The organism is Paenibacillus medicaginis (assembly GCF_042138635.1).
GTDB classification, from domain to species: domain Bacteria; phylum Bacillota; class Bacilli; order Paenibacillales; family Paenibacillaceae; genus Paenibacillus; species Paenibacillus medicaginis.
In genome coordinates this window covers 121638-142247 of record NZ_JBHIRY010000008.1, presented here as the reverse complement: position 1 = coordinate 142247, position 20610 = coordinate 121638, and the positions used below count along the sequence as shown (strand labels likewise).

At 51.8% G+C, this 20610-nt stretch carries 19 protein-coding genes; 6 read left to right on the top strand and 13 right to left on the bottom strand.

Features of this window, described 5'->3' with window-relative positions:
* Positions 1-25: 25 nt before the first annotated feature.
* From ACE5LO_RS10900 to ACE5LO_RS10875, 6 genes are all read right to left on the bottom strand, one after another.
* On the bottom strand, positions 26-1168 hold the full coding sequence (locus ACE5LO_RS10900) for an oligogalacturonate lyase family protein (protein ID WP_375520045.1): 1143 nt from the start codon (positions 1166-1168) through the stop codon (positions 26-28).
* 199 nt (positions 1169-1367) lie between these two features.
* Entirely contained in the window at positions 1368-3416 is a 2049-nt protein-coding gene (locus ACE5LO_RS10895) for a glycoside hydrolase family 65 (protein WP_375520044.1), read from the bottom strand.
* A gap of 49 nt (positions 3417-3465) precedes the next feature.
* On the bottom strand, positions 3466-5763 hold the full coding sequence (locus ACE5LO_RS10890) for an AraC family transcriptional regulator (RefSeq protein ID WP_375520043.1): 2298 nt from the start codon (positions 5761-5763) through the stop codon (positions 3466-3468).
* Between the two features lie 270 nt (positions 5764-6033).
* Entirely contained in the window at positions 6034-7566 is a 1533-nt protein-coding gene (locus tag ACE5LO_RS10885) for an extracellular solute-binding protein (RefSeq protein WP_375520109.1), read from the bottom strand.
* 71 nt (positions 7567-7637) lie between these two features.
* Positions 7638-8507: a carbohydrate ABC transporter permease gene (locus ACE5LO_RS10880; protein ID WP_375520108.1), complete on the bottom strand. Its 870-nt coding sequence runs from the start codon at positions 8505-8507 to the stop codon at positions 7638-7640.
* On the bottom strand, positions 8507-9469 hold the full coding sequence (locus ACE5LO_RS10875) for an ABC transporter permease (protein WP_375520042.1): 963 nt from the start codon (positions 9467-9469) through the stop codon (positions 8507-8509). Before ACE5LO_RS10875 ends, ACE5LO_RS10880 begins: the two co-directional genes overlap by 1 nt.
* Before the next feature lie 400 nt (positions 9470-9869).
* Between ACE5LO_RS10875 and ACE5LO_RS10870 the strand changes: the two genes are divergently transcribed.
* Both ACE5LO_RS10870 and ACE5LO_RS10865 read left to right on the top strand, forming a co-directional pair.
* Positions 9870-10301: an Lrp/AsnC family transcriptional regulator gene (locus tag ACE5LO_RS10870; RefSeq protein ID WP_375520041.1), complete on the top strand. Its 432-nt coding sequence runs from the start codon at positions 9870-9872 to the stop codon at positions 10299-10301.
* Between the two features lie 173 nt (positions 10302-10474).
* Entirely contained in the window at positions 10475-11074 is a 600-nt protein-coding gene (locus ACE5LO_RS10865) for a hypothetical protein (RefSeq protein WP_375520040.1), read from the top strand.
* A 228-nt stretch (positions 11075-11302) separates the two neighbouring features.
* Here the strand turns inward: ACE5LO_RS10865 and ACE5LO_RS10860 are convergent, their stop codons facing one another.
* Positions 11303-12055 (bottom strand): YqjF family protein, encoded by a 753-nt coding sequence (locus ACE5LO_RS10860; protein WP_375520039.1) that lies wholly within the window; start codon positions 12053-12055, stop codon positions 11303-11305.
* Positions 12056-12474: 419 nt separating this feature from the next.
* Between ACE5LO_RS10860 and ACE5LO_RS10855 the strand changes: the two genes are divergently transcribed.
* The 3 genes from ACE5LO_RS10855 (at position 12475) to ACE5LO_RS10845 (ending at position 14191) form a co-directional block, all read left to right on the top strand.
* Positions 12475-13257 carry a Cof-type HAD-IIB family hydrolase gene (locus ACE5LO_RS10855; protein WP_375520038.1) on the top strand — a complete coding sequence of 261 codons (783 nt, stop codon included), beginning with the start codon at positions 12475-12477 and terminating at the stop codon, positions 13255-13257.
* Between the two features lie 407 nt (positions 13258-13664).
* Positions 13665-13832 (top strand): hypothetical protein, encoded by a 168-nt coding sequence (locus ACE5LO_RS10850; protein WP_375520037.1) that lies wholly within the window; start codon positions 13665-13667, stop codon positions 13830-13832.
* Between the two features lie 2 nt (positions 13833-13834).
* Entirely contained in the window at positions 13835-14191 is a 357-nt protein-coding gene (locus ACE5LO_RS10845; protein ID WP_375520036.1) for a type II toxin-antitoxin system RelE/ParE family toxin, read from the top strand.
* Between the two features lie 347 nt (positions 14192-14538).
* Here ACE5LO_RS10845 and ACE5LO_RS10840 read toward each other — a convergent pair whose 3' ends face one another.
* The 3 genes from ACE5LO_RS10840 to ACE5LO_RS10830 all read right to left on the bottom strand — a co-directional run bounded on the left by ACE5LO_RS10840 (position 14539) and on the right by ACE5LO_RS10830 (position 16648).
* A complete protein-coding gene (locus tag ACE5LO_RS10840) occupies positions 14539-15912 on the bottom strand; it encodes an MATE family efflux transporter (RefSeq protein WP_375520035.1) in 1374 nt (457 codons plus the stop codon).
* Positions 15913-16072: 160 nt separating this feature from the next.
* Positions 16073-16315: an HPr family phosphocarrier protein gene (locus tag ACE5LO_RS10835; RefSeq protein WP_375520034.1), complete on the bottom strand. Its 243-nt coding sequence runs from the start codon at positions 16313-16315 to the stop codon at positions 16073-16075.
* 117 nt (positions 16316-16432) lie between these two features.
* Positions 16433-16648: a hypothetical protein gene (locus ACE5LO_RS10830; protein WP_375520033.1), complete on the bottom strand. Its 216-nt coding sequence runs from the start codon at positions 16646-16648 to the stop codon at positions 16433-16435.
* A gap of 323 nt (positions 16649-16971) precedes the next feature.
* On the opposite strand from ACE5LO_RS10830, the gene ACE5LO_RS10825 reads away from it, so the two are divergent.
* Positions 16972-17220: a hypothetical protein gene (locus ACE5LO_RS10825; RefSeq protein ID WP_375520032.1), complete on the top strand. Its 249-nt coding sequence runs from the start codon at positions 16972-16974 to the stop codon at positions 17218-17220.
* A gap of 352 nt (positions 17221-17572) precedes the next feature.
* On the opposite strand, the gene ACE5LO_RS10820 is transcribed toward ACE5LO_RS10825, so the two are convergent.
* Genes ACE5LO_RS10820 through ACE5LO_RS10810 form a run of 3 tightly spaced genes read right to left on the bottom strand, consistent with a single transcriptional unit; the run spans position 17573 to position 20600 of the window.
* Entirely contained in the window at positions 17573-18409 is an 837-nt protein-coding gene (locus ACE5LO_RS10820) for a carbohydrate ABC transporter permease (protein ID WP_375520031.1), read from the bottom strand.
* 24 nt (positions 18410-18433) lie between these two features.
* Positions 18434-19309, bottom strand: coding sequence for a carbohydrate ABC transporter permease (locus ACE5LO_RS10815; RefSeq protein WP_375520030.1), 876 nt, complete (start codon positions 19307-19309; stop codon positions 18434-18436).
* A 10-nt stretch (positions 19310-19319) separates the two neighbouring features.
* Positions 19320-20600 carry an ABC transporter substrate-binding protein gene (locus ACE5LO_RS10810; protein WP_375520107.1) on the bottom strand — a complete coding sequence of 427 codons (1281 nt, stop codon included), beginning with the start codon at positions 20598-20600 and terminating at the stop codon, positions 19320-19322.
* Positions 20601-20610 lie beyond the last annotated feature (10 nt).

Below are 20610 nucleotides of genomic sequence, written 5' to 3'. Positions count from 1 at the left end.
ATCTACGAAACGCTTCTTCACGGATTTATTCGCCCTGCAAGGGCAGCCTATCAATCTCCTCCGGGAGCTCAATCAAATACACGTTGGCATATCCCGTTCGGTCGCTGGTGAACAGAATCCGGTCCCCTTGCGGGCTGAAGCGGGGATGTGCATGTACCTTCTGTGAATGAAAGCTGCACCGCAGCTCGCACAGCACGCGCGGTCCGTCATACACACCGTCTTCTTTTTTCCGCCACAGGCTCAGCGTTTTCACATGACCCTTGCCGTCCACCACCGCCTGTGAGCCACCGTCCTGGTGGGCATGCCATGTATCGAAGGGGAAATCCTTCTCTTCCATTCCAGTGTTGTCATAACGAATACTGCCGAAGAAATTGGTGCCATCCAGCCGAAACCCGTGGTAACCAATCCGCTCCCCATCCGGGAAAAAGAATTCATGCCCCACCTTTTCGCCTGGCTCCAGCCGTTCCCGAATTTTCCAGGCGTGGCCTGTACGGAGGTCCAATCCCCAGATCCGGTGATCCACCAGATGCCACGGCCCCTCATGGCAAAAGGTCAGCAGCCAGGGCTCAGTCAGCGATGCGTTGATATGGGTAATGAAGCAGCGGTCCTCATACACCGTGCGGGCGCTGCCGATGTCAGCGGGAATCTCGATGATCCGGCTGACTGGTCCCGCCTCCATCAGCTCGCGGTGCCCTACGTAGCCGTTGCCAAGGTCCAGGTCGAGCCTGTGCGACAGATCCTCCTGGATGCAGGTAATTACGGACCTGCTGTCTGCCGTGCAGCTTATATTCCCGATCTGAAACCCGGGTGGGCATTCATACAGCGTTCGCTCCTCCAGAGTGGACAGATCCAGCCGCACCACCGCGCCCTTCACTCTGACAAATGCCAGGCTGCCATCCGGGGACAGGCAGGCGTCCAGCTGATCGTTATCCGCATAGTCCGTCAATTGTGTGATCAGCCCGTCGTCCAAATGGATGGAGAACAGGTTGGTGGTGTTATCGCGATCCGACACGAACAGCACCCGTCTCTCTCCGTCATACCAGCCGTTCTCCGTAAAATACAAATGATGGCTGTGCGCCTTGTAATCCGTCAGCTGCCGTACAGGCAGTCCGGTGACACGGTCCTTGTACAGCTTCCATTCCGCTGGCCATATCTTTCCTTTTCCCATCGCTTATCCCCTCCCGAAGTCAGTATAGAGAAGCGCCAACCAACGTATTTGCCTGAGACTGTCCATATAGCCTAAGACAGGTCACTTAACCTTAAACAGATCACCTAACCTAAGACAGACCGTACTTACTTAAGTTTTTCTGCTGAGCGTAAGCCAAATGCGTACTTTCGGTAAATTTCAGTACACCCGTCAGGCGGGTTTATAACCAAGGCTGCAGCCCTTCCCACTGTACTGACCAGCCGTCTGCCGGAAAACCCGGACAATCCCGCTCTTCACCGGACGCCCAGCCGGACGCCATCATGGCTACCGCCGTCAGCAGTCCGCCATTACCCGGCAGATACGCCCACAGTCCCGGCCGCTGATAGTTGTGTCCATTGGGCAAATACGTATTTTTCACCGCATCCATCAGCAGAAAATCCACGGCCAGCTCCCTTTCTCCCAGCCGGGCCGCCGTCATCGCACACATCGGAAAATCCCAGCCCCATGCCGAATCCCAGTCCCAGCACTCCTTGACCTTGAGCAGCGTATTCCGCATCGTGTCCCGGTCGATGAGCGTGCCCGGCAGCAGCCCAAGAGCGCCGACCATAGACGGATGGTCATGGTTCTTAGCTGTAAACGTGTCCGGGCAATGCTCGTGCGCCAGATATACGCCTTCCTCCTGCCTCGGCTTCGCCATACCGCCCGCCACGCAAGCCCACGTTGGATTGGCGGGAACACCCAGCCGCTCCGCCCATTTCACCGCGATGTCCAGCCCAAACCGCCAATATTCCAGCTCATAAGGCGGGTTCATGCTCATCTCCATCGCATGATTCTCCTGGGCGGGGATGAGCGGCGGCCCAAGCACGTAGGCCTGCCGCGCTTCATCCCAGTGGGCGTAGGATACCATGAAATCCGCCGCTTCAAAAACAAGGGCCTGATACCGTTCCAGCAGCTCGCGCCCGGGATCAGCCAGATAACACAGCTCCGCCAGCGCCATCGGGTGCGGATGCTGCCAGATCAGGGCAGGCGCTACGGGAGACGGCGTCTGCCTGCCGTCAGGGCCAACCATCTTCGGCCAACGCGCGCCTTCATAGCCCTGTGAGCTTGCCAGTTCGCGGGCGCTGGGCAGTATGGACAGATACCAGTCCATACTCTTGCGCAGCAGCTCCGCCCGCCCCCACAGCGGGAAGTGGGCCGCATGCCACCAGTGCATCTCCAGGTGCAGCTTGCCGAACCAACTATTGTACATCAGGCCGGTCTCCTGTGGCGGCAAGGAGCCTGCACTGTGCAGCGCGCACAGGAACTGGGACAGCACAACCCGCCGCTCCAGTTCGGCAGCCCGCGGGTCCGTGCTGCCCTCGAAGCTGATTGCTGCCCCGCTGCGCCAGAACGCTTCCCAATGGGCGGCGCTGGCGGCAAAAATCTGCTCCACCGGCCCCATACGCGGCTCTTCAAGTCCAAAAGCCGCCGCAAATTCAAACACAGTCCCGCCCAAGTCAGGACACAGCGTAAATTCATGGGGACCAGTCTGCTCAAGCTGCCCTGCCGACCATTCCCACTGTACACTGTAGCCGTCCTCATCCATCGAACGCTCCATCCGGGCCGAATTGGCGGAGCTCCCTGCCAGACTTGTGCTGTGCCTGCCGTCATTCCCCCAGTCGGGGAACACCGACTTGGACCAGCTGCGGTGTGTCATATCCGGTGCCGGGAAGCGCATGAATACGTGCATCCTTCCTTCCCGCAGCAGTTCCGACTCCACCCGTACCCCCAGACAGTTCTGCTGCGGGTGGCAGGCTGTCGTCACGTGCACCTCGACCCCTCCGACCGAAAAGCTGCTGTGCAGCGTTCCTGTCCACAAATTCAGCTGCTGCCTGAGCGGAACCACCTCCGTCGTGGCCATTTCCTGCCCGTCAGGATGCAGCAGACGGAAGGAGATACGGCCCAACTGGAGCCGGTGCGGATTTTGGCGCAGCCAGTGATAGGCGTCCCCCCTGTCGCCGGGCCTCATCGGATATCCTACCTTGCGGCCGTACGTTTCATATTGCTGGTACTCCACATCCTGCTCGCCATACACATGATGCCCGCCGCTGTAATGCCAGCCCCAGTTCGACTGTGTCCCGAGCGGCACCTCGTACAGCTCCGGGAACGTCTGCAGTCCTGTAAAATCGGCGCTAAACGCAAACTCCCCATTGCCGACGGATAATGGTGACAGGGGCTCAAGCCGCGTCAGCACCGGATGATGCCGTTCAACAATCCGCTTTCTGTCCACTACACATACAGCCTCCTTTTCAGGATGCAGCACCGCAAGAGCGCGCCGTTCAATCCGGCAGCGCTTCCTTGCGCCCGCGCATCATTTCCCTGTATTTGCCCGGCGTAATATCCTTATATTTGCGGTACACGCGGATAAAACTGTTCTCATGCTGATAACCGACCATCGTGGCAATTTCCGATATTTTGTAATCCGTTCGAATCAGCAGCTCGCACGCCCGCTCCATCCGCAGTCTCGTAAAGTAGCCGTGTATCGTCTCGTTCATTTCCTGCTTGAACAGCTGGCTGGCCAGGCTGACGCTGATGCCCGTATGATCCGCAATCTCCTGCACACCTATCGGGTCGTTCAGATGCTGATTCATATAATCGATCATCTGCCCGCAGAGGATGAAATCCTTGCTTTCCTTCACCCTGCCATAGCAAGCGGCGAGCTCCTCCACCTGACTCCGCAAATACCCGGCTGCATCCTCCAATTGCATAGTACAGAAAAAGAGCGATTCATCATCGCCATCTCTTTCGGCTTCCCTTCCCTGCCGTAGCCGCTTAAGTCCCGCAAACAGTGATACCAGATAATGCACGGCCAGCGCCGGTTGCCACGCTTCTTCCCGGATCTTGCCTACCAGCTTATCCAGCACCGCCAAAGCCCGTTCTCCAATGCCCGCTTCAACGGCCTCCGCCAGTCTGGCTTGCAGCTCGGCTTCTGGCAGCCGCTTCCCCTTCAGAGAATTCTCTGACAGCTCGCGGAAATGGATCACCTGCCCGTAGCCCTTGTACAGCCGATAGCCCAGGGCAGTTTCCGCGTCGAACATCGCCTGCCGCAAACTTACGGGCCCGCCGCTGCAGACGCTGATGCCTGCCGACACCTGAAACTTCAGCAGGCGGAAAATCTCCTCCGATGCCTTGGCGAGCACGTTTTGCGCGTTGTCCGAAGCGTCGGTGGCCGTCGGCTGCAGCAGCACTGCCATCCGGTCTCTGCCCAGATCGGAGGCCAGAACGAGCCAACCCTGCCCGAACAGCTCCGTGATAATATTGATGACGGCAAATTTCAGCAGCGAATGGTCTGACAGGGCAAAGCGTCTGCTCCAGGCCGCATAATCATCGATGGACACCATGACAACAATTAGCTGTGGACCGGTCCAGTCCTTGAAATATCGGCTCCACTTCCCGCTGATATCCCTTTGCCCTGTGAGGTTGCCCGCATAAATGTCTGCAAGCAGCTTGGAAGCTGCCTCAGGCATCGTCTGCCGCAGGCGAACCGACAATTGGGCATGATCTGTCAGCAGCTCCCCGGTCACCCGCTCCAAATCCTTCAAGTCCGTACTGACCTGCCGGGAGTCGTAATTGCTGAACAGTTCCCTCATGCGGCGGACCGGCCTGAAGGCTGCGGCATTGTAATAGGCGATAGCCACCGCGCCCGTTACCAGCGCCGCAATCGATACCGCAATGACCGCATCACGAATTTTGCGGGTATTGGACAACAGGCTATTCTGCGATACGACGGACAAGTAGCGCCAGCCCGTTACCGGCGATTTGATCTGGGTGGCGAGCAGCCTCCTCCCCCCATGATCGAAGTCGCCGAGCCGCGCTCCGTTCAATTGCTTCACGGCGGCCTGGGCCGCTCCCGGTCCAAAATCGAAGGTTCCCAGCTCATACAGCGTCCCGCCTGACGAATCCAGCACAAAGCGGCGGCTGTCCAAATGGGATACAGAGGGCACCAGCATATGCGAGAACAGCTGCCCAGGCTTGAAATTGACCGCAATGATGCCCTTCAGCTCGCCCTGGATCATAATTTTGCGGAACAGCGTAATTTCTGATCCTGCCGCCGCCGCCCCTGACGGCACACTTCGTTTCTTGACCAGCATCATCCGGTCCTCGAATTCATCCATGATACTGTCCGTCCATACGGAATCGGTAAAATTTGCCTTACTGGAGCTGAAGCCCTGCGGAAACGCCACCATACTCTCCCGTTTCACATCATAAATGTAAGCGCTTTTAATATAGGCTGTGCTGTTGACCATCGTATTCAGAAACTGCACCAGTTCCGTAATGTTTCTGTACGATGCCTGATTCGCGCTGGTCAAAAACTGGTACACCTCATTGTTTAATGCCATTTTGACGGCGAGCTGATCCCCCTCCCGGATGTACTCATCGATGGAATTCATGCCGATGCGCAAAAGCTGGTGCTGCGGCTCGCTCAGTTCCTCCTGCAGCACGGCCTTGGACGTATAATACGCCGCCATACCCACCGCAGTAATAATCAGGAACACCGCCGCCGTCAGCACCACCAGCAGCCGGGTCTGAGTGTTGGCAAGACTGCCTTTCAACCATTGGACAAAGGACCGGGCCATAGCTGTCTCCCACCTTATTTACGCAGTATAACGCTATTAGAGGTTGTTCAAAAAGTCATCTTTTGATCACGAAGTCAATCAGGAAGCAGACTCGACATCGAATCTTGAATTCAGCCGGGCCTTCCGGTGCTCACGTACCCTAAGTACGCTCCGCTCCTCAGTCCCTATCTTCATTCAATCTTCTCGGTGCTGAAAACCTGACTTTTTGAACTCTCACTATTATACTGCTCGCCTTCCTTCGTTACGACCCGGTAAATCCGACTTCTTTCCTTACTTATTTTTCACCTTGTCATACCAGGCCTGCACTCGCTCCGTGACCTGATCGCCGCCCGACGCCTTCCATTTCGCCACGTATTCGTCAAATGCCTCAATCGACAGCTCGCCAATCACGGTTTTCGTCAAATATTCCTGGAACAGCTTATGGGACTGAATATCCGGGTAACCTTCATAGACGGCAGCAGGGAGACCATCACCCGCAATGCGGCGCGCATCGGCAGTGCTGACGACGAACATATCCTTGACCATCTGCCGTTGCTCCTTCGGAAAGGTTTCATCAATACGCTTATCCATGTCCTCGGCGGTGGTAAAATTTTTCATCCCCAAGGCCAGCGGCCTGTCGTCAGCCGGAGGAAGAATGACCTTCTCGCCATCCTTCACCACATAATGCTGTCCTTCAATGCCGTAGCGGACAAACTCCTCATTGGCCGGATCATAGAAGAAATCGAGCAGCTTCAGGGCATTAGGCGCGTTTTGCTCCGCCACCGCTGGAATCATCCATTCGGGCTCGCCCATGCTTTTCTGGGTGACAAAACCGTCAAAGCCCTTCGCCTTCGGAATCGGCATCGCCTCAATATAAGCATCCGGCGCCTGGGTCAGGATCGCATTATAGCGGTCGCGGACGTTGGCGGGCAGGTGGTACCAGCTTCCAACCAGATTGTTATTGATCTTGGCCTGCCATACTTCGCCTTTATTAAGAAAGGTTTCGTTGTCCAGCAGCTTTTCCTCATACAGCATTCGTATGAATTTGATCGCTTCTCTCATATTTTCGGTAACACCCGCATATTGGATTTTGCCGTCATAGATGTCCCATTCGGGATACCCTTCCCACATAGCCACCCCGTAGATGGCGAATAAATGGTCCATCCAGCGTCCGAACTCGCGCCCACTCGTCGGCAGCTCATCCTGCTTGCCGTTGCCGTTCGGGTCCTTGTCGCGGAATGCCTTCAGCAGCTCCACGTAATCCTCCACCGTCTCCGGCATCTTCATGCCGACCTTGTCGATCCAGTCCTTGCGGATGAGCGGGGCCCGCTCAGGCACAAGGAACACCTTCGGTACATAGTAGATTTTCCCATCCTCCGAGGCTGAGCGCACGATATTCCATGCCTCCTCCGGTATGCTGTTCCAGACGTTCGGTGCATACTTCGGCAGCAGATCGTCCAGCGGCAGCGCACCGCCCTGCTGAATGAGCGTCTGCTCCACTCCGCCGATGGGGCGGAGAATGTCCGGCAACTCGCCTGAGGCGATCATCACATTCAGGTACTCCGCCGGCTCAGAGCCGGGAGGTGTCGTCATCAGCTCGTATTCCACGCCGGTTTTCTCGGCAATGTACTTTACGTGAGCGTCGCTGGGATCAGGAATCGTTCCTATGCCCGTATGGCTTTTGAACACTTTGACCTTCACTGCGCCGGGATTTTCGGCACTTGTCTGCGGTTCACCGCTTCCATTCCCGCCTGCTCCGCCGCCGCATCCGCCAAGTACGGCCATGGTTAGCAGCAGCACACCCCATTTTCTCCACGTTGTCATCCGTAGCTTCCGTATCATTTGAATCCCCCTTATGATGTTGATCCATGATCAGTCCAAGCTTTGATTATCTCCTATTCCTTTAAGGAACCGAGCAGCGCACCTTTCACAAAATACTTTTGCAAATAAGGGTACACCAGAATAATGGGAACGCTTGCAAAAATAATGGTAGCCGCCTTGAGCGTCGTCGTATTGTAGTCGTAATCCCCCAGAAGGAGATTAACCTGCGCCAGTTCCTCCGGGCTCGTCAGGTAAGCCCTCAGCTTCATCTGCAGGGGCCACAGCCCCGGATCGCGGAGGAACAGCACCGCACGCTGGAACGTATTCCAATAACCGACGGCGTAGAACAAGCTGACCGTGGCCAGCACAGGCTTCGAGAGCGGCAGGTAAATCTGGAACAGAATGCGGAAATCATTACACCCGTCGATACGTGCCGAGTCGTCAAGCTCCTTGGGCAGCCCCATGAAAAAGGTACGCAAAATAATCATGTTGAACGTGCCGATCACCCCCGGAATAATGAGCGACCATAAGGAATTCATCATGCCAAGCTCCCGCACGGTCAGGAAAAAAGGAATCATCGGCGCATTGAAGATCATCGTAATAACGATGACCAGCATGACAGGCCTGCGCAGCAGAAACTCCTTACGGGACAGAGGAAACGCCGTCAACACCGAAAACAGCATGCTGAGCGCCGTGCCGGCCACGGCGATAAAAACAGTAATCCCGAATGACCGCCACAGCCCGCCATCCTGCAAAATATGCTCCCATGAAGCGGTCGTAAATTCGACCGGCAGCAGGAAGACAGCCTTGGAATCGGCGGCAACCGGAGAGCTGAGCGAGACAGCCAGCAGGTGCAGCAGCGGAATGATCATGGTTAATGCGGCGGCGGCAAGAATCACATAGTTGACAATCTGAAAGCCTTTTTCTCCGGCAGTCCGTTTCATCACCACAGCCCCTCTCCCGACTTTTTCGCCAGCCGATTAAAGATCCAGAGCAAAATGAAGCCGATGACCGACTGGAATACCCCAATGGCTGTTGTCACACTGTATTGTCCCTGCAGCACCCCAGAGCGGTACACATAGGTCTCGATAATATCCCCAACGGAATAGGTCATAGGTGTCAGCAGATTGTAAATCTGATCAAAGCCCAGCTCCAGGAAGTTTCCAATGTTTAACAGGAACAAAATGAGCGCCGTAGGGAACAGGGCCGGAAGTGTAATGTACAAAGTCTGCTTCCAGCGGTTCGCTCCGTCTACGACAGCCGCCTCGTATTGAGTGGGATCAATACCGCTGAGCGCGGCCAGATAAATGATCGTTCCCCAGCCGACCTCCTTCCAGATCGAGGATATTACGACAATCGAGCGGAAATATCGCTCTTGTTGCATATACAGGACCGGTTCGAACCCGAACCAGCCGCGGACAGTGTTCACGATTCCGCCTGTAGCCAGCACCTCGAACACAATACCGCCAACGACGACCCATGACAGAAAATGTGGAAGATAGAAAAGGCTCTGCAGGACTCGCTTTGCGAGCATCAGCCTCACTTCATTAAATAGAAGCGCCAGCAGGATCGGTGCCGGAAACCCGATGGCCAGCTGATAAAGCGCTATCAAAGCAGTGTTGCGCAAAACATGGTAAAAGTCCTGATACGTGAAAATGAATTTGAAATTGTCGAGCCCTACCCAGGGACTGTTCAGAATACCCTTGAATATTTGATAATCCTGAAAAGCGATGATGCTTCCCGCGAGCGGGACGTACTTGAATACGATATAAAACAGGATTCCGGGCATGATCATAACATACAGCATCCAATGCTTGCGGATATTTTGCGCGAAACGGTTTCTGATTTTGACGGACGAGCCTGCGTACGCCTGCTCCAGCTCGGCTTGCTCCGACAGTTCAGCCATCCTTTCCTGCCCCCTTTCGTGAATGCTCCTGTGGTGGATTGCTCACCTATATACTTGCTGTTATCTTAAGGAAACCCTTATGCGGCGGGCAATCGTGCAATCCGCCACGGGATGAGCTATTCGTTGATGCGAATGGGGTGTGCAGGATCGGTTAAGCCGCTGGCGGATCGGTTAGGCCGTATAACAGAACAATAGAACAGTTAGGCAGACGCAGGCTTCTTTTAGAGCTAAAATGGATACGCCTAAAGATCTTAAGTTGGAGTACCATTTGCACTGGATTGAACTAAAAAAGTTAACTTAACCTCACCTTTTATGTTAACATTTAAGGCAATTGCGTAATTCGTTGAATCATGTTAACAAGCAGCTATAATGAACTTAAAAAACGGGGGTGCATCAACCTATGGATGCTACTGATCAACGCATTCTCGAAATGCTTCAGCGGAACAGCCGCATGACCAGCTCGGAAATCAGCAAGACCATCCACCTGTCCGTGCCTGCGGTGGCCGAGCGTATCCGCAAGCTGGAGAGCAGCGGTATCATCGACCGCTTTACCGTCAAGCTGAACCGCCACACGCTGGGGCAGCACTGTCTTGCATACATATTTGTAGTTATTCAGGGAAACGAAGAAACCCATCAATTCAAAACGAAAATCATTGAGTCCGAGTATGTGCTGGAATGCCATCACACGGCAGGCGAATATGATTATTTACTGAAGGTATCCCTGCCGGATATCCAGTCGCTTGAGCAATTCATTACCGACATACTCAAAAACAAACATTCGGTCATCCGTACGAACACCGTATTTGTCCTCTCCACTTTAAAAGACGAATAGAAAGCAGGGACCCGGACTGACCTTCGCCATTCAATCATTTCTTCAACTGTGGACTGCACCGGGACACATAGATTTGTTTTAACTTCCTCATGCAGGTTAATTTTAAGATATTAGGAAGCATATACTACCAGGAGTAAGCTTCCTAATATCGGAAGAAAGACAAGGAGGAAGAAATGAACAAACGGATATTTTTTCTGTTTACCGTCGTCATCCTTGCCTTCATGGCTGCCTGCTCTGGCAATACGGAGAATGCTGCGGAGCCTGCTCCACCGACTGGGCAAGAAACGCCAAACACCGAGGAGCCCTCTGCTCCTGCAGGTGAGAAGCCTGTCCAAGACAACGATAAGGAACCTGTCAAGGATTCTAACTCCGGTAAGGAGCCTGCAGGAAACGATGATGGCACCAATCCGGATCTGTTTAAAAGCGGGGTATTCATTGACTGGAACAGCGTGGATGATCCTCTGATCGATGACAGACTCAAAGCCGCACTGCAAGCCTTCCTCACCGCTGTCATCAAACCGGATGAGGCAAGCTATGAAAAAATATTTCCGAATCATGCCACGGAGGATCGTGCGGATTTCAGAAATGTGCTGGAGGAACCGATGAACTACCGGTTTGACAAGGTGGGTCAGGCCATTGAGGAAGACGGCAGAATTCTGATTCCGGTGTCCGGCACCTCCAGAGATGATGTTTTCGGAATCAGGGATTTCAGCAACAACCTTTATTTTAAGCAAAACGCTCAGAAGGAGTGGGAAGTTATAATGATCGATTAACATGGCAGGCACCCTCTGCTTTAAGCGGAAGGGGCCTGCTTTTTACTTAAAGAGGTTGTTCAAAAAGTCATCTTTTGATCACGAAGTCAATCAGGAAGCGGACTCGACATCGAATCTTGAATTCAGCCGGGCCTTCCGGTGCTCACGTACCCCCAGTACGCTCCGCTCCTCAGTCCCGGCTTCATCCAACCTTCTCGGTGCTGAAAACCTGACTTTTTGAACACGCACTTAAAGTCGGCGGATGGGCCAAAAGAGGGTCTCCTGCCGTTCGGCAAATGAAATGAGCGCAGGCTGCTGGCTGCGCGGATAAATGCCATGCGCCTCTGCCATCGTGTTCCGGCGGATCCTCAGCTCCGCCTCCTGCAGCTCCCAAGGTATATGGTGAATATCCCCGGCATACAGCTTTCCTGCACCATCGGCGGCATACAGGCGGTAACGCTCTGTCAACCAGTACAGCAGCGTGCCTGGCTGCGCGGTGAATTTCTCCCCGCCCGCAGGGCGGTACAACGCTTCAAAGACAGCCGGACGCCCCCGCCTGTCCCTGCGCTCGCTGCGGTACGTTATCCAATCATTTTCCCTGCCGACAAACATCCGGGCGTACATATAAGGAAGATGCAGCAGCCTCGCCGTTTCCACAGCAAGCCGCCGTTCGGCGTCCAGGCTGAAGAAGAAGATGCCGGGCTTGCCTCCGCAGGTTACATAAGTCCGTACATTCAGCTCCGCAAACCTGCTGAGCCAGAGAACCGGAGGAGTTCCGCGCAGTCTGAGACCGGTAATATAAAAAGGAATCAGGCTCAGCCATGCCTCCCCTTCCCACAAATCCAGCTCCAGCCCATCCGGAATACAGGGCAGCAGCTCCTCCTGCCTGACCGGCCAATGTGCCAGCAGCAGCTTATTCCACACCTGCTTCATCACCCATGGGTCTTCCGGCAGTTCAAAAGGACGATGATCGCGGCAGCGAATAATCTCCTGATTGTCCATGAATGCATGACCTCCTCTTCCTAGACTAGCCTCCGCTCGTACCCATCATACCCGCGCTCCTTATAAGGAAGATCGTCTCGCGGATCGGCAGTGTCCTGTCTGCCATTCCCCCGAAAACTACCCGGATAGCGGCGCAAGCCCCCTTAATTATGCGTGTTCAAAAAGTCAGGTTTTCAGCACCGAGAAGGTTGAATGAAGCTAGGGACTGAGGAGCGGAGCGTACTTGGGGTACGTGAGCACCGGAAGGCCCGGCTGAATTCAAGATTCGATGTCGAGTCCGCTTCCTGATTGACTTCGTGATCAAAAGATGACTTTTTGAACTACCTCTAATAGGCTCTTTATGGAACATATCTTTGCTATAATAGAGCAAGCAAGCTAATTTCTACGACATTACAATCGGAAAGTCAGGTGCTCTGAACATGCCGGAAAAAAGCATTATTTTCTTTGATATCGACGGTACTTTACTGGACCATAACAAGGAGCTTCCCTCCAGTACCGAGCAGGCCGTAAGAGAACTGAAGGAACTGGGCCATGAGGTCGCCATTGCGACCGGACGCGCGCCTTTCATGAGTAAGGAGATTCGTGACAGGCTCGGGATTGATACATACGTCTGCTACAACGGCTCGTATGTTGTGCTGAAAGGCGAATTGATTTATTCACACCCACTGAACAAGGAAGCTCTTCACAATATGACAGAGCTTGCCCTGCGGCATGACCACGCCGTGGTTTATATGGGCAACGAAGCGATGAGAGCAAGCGTGCCCAATGATGAATTTGTGGCCAAAAGCATGAATACTTTTAAGCTGAAGTATGTGCCCGAGCATGATCCGCTCTACTATCACGGACGGGAAATTTACCAGTCGCTGCTCATGTGTCAGGCGGAAGAGGAAGCGTTTTATGAGGAGGTCTTCACATCCTTCGACTTTGTGCGCTGGCATCCCTATTCCGTGGACGTTGTGCCCTCCGGTGGCTCCAAGGCCATCGGCATCCGCAAAATTACGGAAAAGCTGGGGATTGCGCCCGAGCATCAATACTGCTTCGGGGATGCCCTGAACGATGTGCAGATGCTGACGATGATCACCAACAGCGTCGCTATGGGCAACGGCGTGCCCGAAGCCAAGGCTGCTGCCAAATATGTAACACGGCCCGTGGACGAGGATGGAATACTGCACGGCTTGAAAATGGTCGGGCTGCTCGTGTGATAATTAGGTATACAATCGAGTTGGCCTATGCACATGCGCATAGGCCTACCTCTTCAAGTCATAACCAACTTTGTGCAGCTTTCTTCGGACACATAAGCGCTATCAGATTTCATAGTAAACGCTCAAGCTTCAAATTCATATCGCTACGATCCGCTGTCCACAGCAGCACCTCTGTCAGAAACGTCAGAGCGTCCATAGAGCGTAGTCTGCTGATGACGATTCTGACCTGTTACCAGAACGACTTTTCGACACCTTGTTTTTGAACCTATTTTTCAGCATATATTGGCAATATATCCTATTCAGGTTCATTCATTGGTGTTATAATAATGGCAGTATAGAATTCTATGAATATTTCTAAGTAATCTATCATATATTTCTTCTATCTTAACGATGAGGGGATGATAGATTTGGGTAAGAAAAAAGGAGGAAAAAGGATGCATGCCACGGTTGAAAGAGATAGAACACCCTCCGAATCTCTAAAGCAGTCTTTAAAAGAAATGAAATTAATGAAAGAAAAGAAGATACCAAAAAAGTCTTGGCGGGATTATATTGAGGAGCAAAAGAGGGAAAATTAGTTATGTCTTTCATTGTCATACCTACGCCTGTTTTTATCAAGGATATTGAATATTATAAGAAAAAGAAGAAATATAGAAAAATAGAGGACGATGTTTCTGAAATTGTCTCTGAGCTTGAATCTGGTAATCTTATAGGAGATGAGATAACTGGCTTGAGGTTGCCAGATAATCAAAGCTCTTATAAAGTTAGGGCTGCAAATTCAGACTTAAAAGTAGGGAAATCGAATGGATACAGAATAATTTACTATGTCATCAGAGATGATCAAGAAATTTTTCTGCTTACAATCTACTCTAAGAAGGATAAAGAGGATATTCCGACAAAAGAGATTACCGATATAATTAATGCCTATTGTACATAAAGTTAATCAGTCACTCATTCGAGTGACTTTTTTTGTCTGTATATTAATGGTAACCCCGAACGATTTATTTGAAATCCGTAAACGTGTTGAATAAAAAGTATAACCAATCCCCAATTCGGATGCTTAAATATAAAGTAGGGAAACCATTTTCATGGCTTCCCCTATTAAAGCATACCGCTCACCCACGTGATTCAACTTGGTTTGCCGTTCCTCTTTCACTCCGCCAGTATTCGAATGTGATACCCAAGAAAATCGAAGTCGTCTTACTTGAAGTTCACGTTTTTTGGTTTCCTCCATGGCGACTTCCAGTCCAATTATTCCAACGTTTCCCGCGACTCAGGCAGCCCTTACATCGACCCCTGAGCCCTGTCCTGGGAAGGAAGCAGCGTTTTGCCCTGCCACTTGCGTCCTGTCCAGCGAAAATAATGGAACACACCCCGTACCCACTCGTCCGCCGCATGGGCGATCCATACCCCGATCAAACCCATATTGAAGTAGATGCCCAGCAGATAAGCGAGCGGAATCTTGATGCCCCACATGGAAATGCCCGCCATCATGAGCGGAAAGCGCACATCCCCGGCCGCACGCAGCGAGTTGATAACCACATGGTTGAATACCCTTCCCGGCTCCAGGAGGATACAGAACAGCAGCACACTGGCGCCAGTCGCAATAATGACGGGATTGTCCGTGAAAACCGACATGACATGATCACCCAAAAAGGACACCGGCACAATGACGCCAATGGTAATGATGAATGCCCATTTTAAGCTGCGCAGCAGCTGGTGATACGCCTTTTCCTGCTCCCGCGCCCCGATCATCCTGGCAACGACGATTTCCGTCCCGTCTCCGATCGCCAATCCAAAAATCATGAAATAATAAACGATGGAATTCACATAAATATGGGTCGCCAGCGGGATATCCCCCATGGAGGTTACAATTCGGGTCACCACCATCTGGCTGAGATGATAAGACATCCACTCCAGTCCGGCAGGCACACCGATGGTCAGCATGGCGCGAAGCTCCAGCCACCGCATCTGAACATAATATTTGAGCTTGATGGGAACACCGATCCGTTTATACAGCAGCGCAAAAATCCAGATACACGCGATCAGGCGACTGACCAGTGTGGAAATGCCTGCCCCCAGTACACCCAGCTCGGGGAGCCCGAAAAAGCCATAAATGAGCAGGGCGTTGCCCACGATGTGGATGATATTCATGCCGATACCCACGACCATCGTATCCCGTGTATAACCATGGGCGCGGACAACAGGGCCGATTGTCAAAATAACGGCCTCCAGGAACAACGAGCCACCCGCCAGCTGCATATAAATTTCCGCATGTCTGCTGACTTCCGGTGTCGGGTGATAAAACGACAGCAGCATGTTATGAAAAACGATAAACAACGTGCTGATCACAAACCCTGCAATCAGGTTTACCGTAATCGCCGACGCAGTAACCTGGCTCGCCTGCAGTTCCTTTTTTCCCCCGAGAAGCTGGGCAATAATGACACCTACTCCCAAGCCTAGCAGGTTGAACATAATGATGCAGAACTCGATTAGCTGCCTCGATATGCCAACGGCCGAGACGACATTGTCGGAAATATGGCTCAGCATAAACGTATCGACTGTACCCATCATGATATGAAACAAGGACTCTACAAAAATAGGCCATGTGATTGAAAATACGGTAATCCTTTTGATACCCTTGGATGCACTCTGCACGGGTTGTTATTCCTCCCTGACATAACAAGCAACGATTTCATGAATTTTCTGTTCGGATGAAAATCTGTCTTTCCGCCTTGCTTCTGTTATGTATGTGTAAATCTGAAACACACGGCAAATCAAAAGCGGCGCTGACTGCACCGCCGCTTCCAACAGCTCATTAATTTTGACTTTCAAATTGAATGAATTCCTCAAGCTCCTTGAACAGCTTTTTCGGATTCACATTGTCCGGCACGACCAGCGTCAAAGGTTCATCCAGCTTCAGGACATACATACCCAGGATCGATTTGGCGTCGGCCATGCCGCTCTTGCTGTGGATCCAGATGTCATACGTATAGTTGGATACAATTTTGTTGATTTTTTCGATGTCATTTACATTCTTGACTCTGATTGGTGTCATCATGAGCACAGCACCCCTTTTCTGTAGTAACCAGCCGCCGTTTACAGACAGCATAGGACCTAACCCTATCATACCTTTACCCGGATGCGGGGGCAATGATAATTCCTGCTGTATTTTTCCTTACATTCTTCGAGTCCGTGTTCTGCTACTCTTCCCTTGTTTCTGTTCCTGCTCCACGTGCTTCAGGACCCGCGTTAACTGCTTGACCGAAGCATCCAGCCGGTCCAATCGACTCCCAATACCCAGCAGTACATATCTCAACAGGATCAGGCATAAAGCAGCAGGAAAACCAACATCCGTAAAAAACGCAGCCACAGCTTCGATATTCCAGTTCATTCACTTCTGCCTCCTTTATTTGTTGTATCGTTATAGGAACTAGTGTTCCCATAACGAAAATATATATACCGGATTTCTATACCTGTTGGCTGCTGGCTATACTGGTTAGCTGCTGTTGTAACGATAGGTTGTCGGCTGTATCGGTTTACTGCTGGCTGTATCGGTTTACTGCTGGCTGTATCGGTTTACTGCTGGCTGTTTCGGTTTGCTGCTATCCGTCGGTGGCAGGTGAGCGATCAGGAAAAATACGGTATGATGGAAGGAATGCTAATAACAAGGGCTCTGACAGAAACCATCAATGGACAATAAGGAGTTATTTGATCATGAAAAAGTTCGTATTTGGCTGTCTCGTTGCCTTTTCGGGTGTGCTGCTGCTCTGTATTAAGTATCTGCTGATCGGCATGCTCGCCATTGCCACCAGAAGCAGCTATGACTTCATTGAACTGCATACCGGCTGGTCGATTTGGCCTTACACACTAATCGTCATCGGTCTGCTGTTTATCGTAGCGGCCAGTTGGAAGCATTTGAATGCCAGCTACCCGAAGGATCAGATTTTTGAGAATAAAGACTAGGAGTCAACAGAGACTATGCCCTAAGTGTGTGAGCAGAAGTTGTCGGTTTCCACCAATACACTCAATCTTTCCTATTGTGAAAAAAAGCCGCTTTTTATCAAGCTGCCGGACCCCCCGGACCTAATTGGTCAAAATTCGGGGCATTGGGCGAGAAAATGCTCCGATAACGTCATCCGTGTCCGCAAGCAAGCGAAAAAAGCCGAGTTCTACAGAAATAAGAGCTTTCCGGTCCGACTCCGCACATGGTACGCGCAAACGTAAAGTACACTCAGAAATCGTAAAGTTCGGCGATTTCTGAGTGTTATTTCTAAGTAGAAGTGCGCACGGAGCACCTCAAAACATGCGAAAGAAATCAACCCTTAACCGAGCCTGCCAGCCCGGAAACAAAGTATTTCTGGAACAGCAGATAGACACACAATGTAGGAATAATGGAGATCAGCACACCGGCGTTCAGCAGCGTGTAATCGGTTGAATGCTCGCCTTTAAAGGCAAGCAGCCCCGTTGTAATGGTCTTCATCGTATCCTTGGTGATAAAAATCTGTGCCAGCAAAAACTCGTTCCAGGTCGCCATAAAGTCAAAAATGATGAGCGTGGCGATGGCGGGCATGGACAAAGGTAATATAATCCTGAAAAATTTCCCCATATCCCCGCAGCCGTCAATCAAGGCGGATTCGTCGAGCTCCTTCGGAATGGTGCGGAAGAAGCCGCGCAGGATCAGAATGCCGAACGGAATGCCAAATCCGACATACACGAGAAAAATCCCGGGATACGTGCTGACAAGATGCATTTTGTTCAGAAATATATTCAAAGGCACCAGTGTGGCCTGCATCGGGATCATCATGCCGATCAGGAAAAAGGCGAACATCGAATTGCTCCATTTAAAATTCAGCCGGGTCAGGGCAAACGCTGCGAGCGCTTCGATCAGAATGCCCAAAGGTACCTTGACGAGACAGATGAACAGCGTATTTTTCATATACATGCTCATTTTGCCCTGGTCCCATGCTTTCAGAAAGTTATCCCACTGAAATTTCTCTGGCAGCGCGTAGAACGGGCTTGTCATCAGATCCGCTCTCGATTTCAGCGCAGTGAAGGCGATAAACAGAACCGGGATCAAAAATATGACCGCCAAAACGATCAGCAATACATACCGCAGCATCGTTACGGCCGGATGAACTCTCAACTCCTCCATGCTGCACCACTCTCTTTCTGCACGTTATACATGGGATTTCTTGGTTGTGTAATACACATAAGGAATGATGATGGTCATGGAAACCAATACTAGAATGAAGGCAATGGCCGAGCCCATCCCGATATTGGCAAACTTGAAGGTCTGGGCATACATCCATGACGAGAGCACCTGAGTACTTTCGGCTGGGCCGCCGCCCGTCATGCCGTAAATAATGTCGTACACTTTCATGGAAGCAATCAGCGTTGTGGCGATCACAATGACAAACGTTTCACGCAGCAGCGGCAGTGTGATATACAGAAATGACTGATACGGTTTCGCTCCGTCGATTAAAGCCGCTTCATACGGATCCTGCGGGATGCTTTGCAGCCCTGCCAGAAAAAGCACCATGGGCTGTCCGATGCCCTGCCACATGGCCGCAACGAATACCGCATACAGCGCGATATCCGGCTCTGCCAGCCAAGCGTGCTGCCAGCTTTCGAGTCCGAGCAATGCCAGCATTTTATTCACAAATCCCTGTGTCGGGTTGTAAAGCCAGGTCCAGCCGGTGGCCACAACAATGCCTGACAATACATAGGGGAAGTAGAATACACCGCGGAAAAAGATCCGTCCCTTCAGCTTTTTATTCAACAGCAGCGCAAGCCCCAGACCTGCTCCCATGATCAGTGTCAGCGAGCCGATCATCCAGAACAGATTGTTTTTCAGCGCTCTCAGGAATACAGTATCCTGCGTGAACAATTCCGCATAGTTGCCTAAGCCTACAAACTCCTTCTGGGGCGCAACTCCATTCCAGCTGAAGAAACTGAGAAATAAGGTGTACACCGCCGGCACAAAAATAACCGTTAAGTAAATGATTAAAGCAGGCAGCAGGAACAGCCACGGTTTAAGCATTCTGGTTGTCATGCCATCCTCCTCATTTCTGTTTGCTTTTGTACGCAGATACGGCGTTCTCCATATTTTCAGCAGCCTGCTGCGGGGTCCACTCGTTCAGCGCCACTTTATCCTGTGCTTCGAACAGCTTCTGCACAACCTCCTGCGGAAGAGCCTGGTCAGTGATCAGGAAGCCGCCATCCTTTGCGCTGTCAATCAGCGGCTGAACATGTGGTGTCTTGTCGGAGACGGTGAAGCCCAGCGTAGCTGGTGAACCATAATCATCGATAAATTTATTGACTACTTCAACGCTGGTTAAATACTCGCCAAGCTTGAGAGCCGCTTCCTGCTTCGCAGGGTCGGACGAGCCGTTGAGCTGCAGCATTTCAACAAATACGGATGCGCGTGCCGGCGTTTGTTCTGTCGGGAATTTGAAGACATCAAATTGTGCCGGATCAAAGCCATTTTCGGTAATGTTGCCGTCAAACCAGGTTCCTTCGTTAATGATTGCCCCCGATTGCTGGTAAAACAGCATTTCTGCTTCGCTTGGATCTAATGAGGAATAACCCCTCGGGAAGTAACCTTTGTCCGTATATTCTTTAATTTTTTCAAACGTTTTAACGACTGCCGGATCGTTCCATGATGCCTCCAGATTGTTCAGCTTGTCATGCAGCTCCGGGCCGGCAAAATGCTCCAGCAGCTGCTCGGTCAGACGCATCGTATGCCAGCCACCTTTACTGCCGAAGGCCAGAGGGGTGACCCCGTTGTCCTTGAGCGTTTGCAGCTGGGACTCAAATTCGGCAAATGTTGAAGGCGCTTGCAAATTCAGCTTTTGATACAACTCCTTCGGGTACCACATGCCTAGTACATTCAAGTGCAGCGGAATACCGGAAATTTCACCGTCATAAGTAGACATATCAATCGCGGTTTGATTGTATCTTTCCGACCATTTATGGTCCTTCGCCACCTGAGTCAAATCCATGGTCATACCATTTTCCGGGTAAAAGGAGCCCAGCGTGCCGCCCCATGTAAACCACATATCCGGCAGCGTCTTTGAGCTTGCAGCTACCTTGAGGTTTTCCTTGAACGGGTCAACCTCATACTGGGTAAGCTCCACATCAATATCCGGGTTAGCTTTTTCAAAATCTTCAACCGCCGACTGCAGCCATGCCCATCCCGTATTCAGCGTCCAAAAGGAAATGCTGACCGTGGCGCTGCCGGAGGATGAGTCCTCCTGACTTTTCTGCCCTGCATCCGAAGAACATCCCACCGCACCTGTAACCACAAGCAGAACACTAGCCAGCAAAACAACCCACTTTTTCATCATATATGTC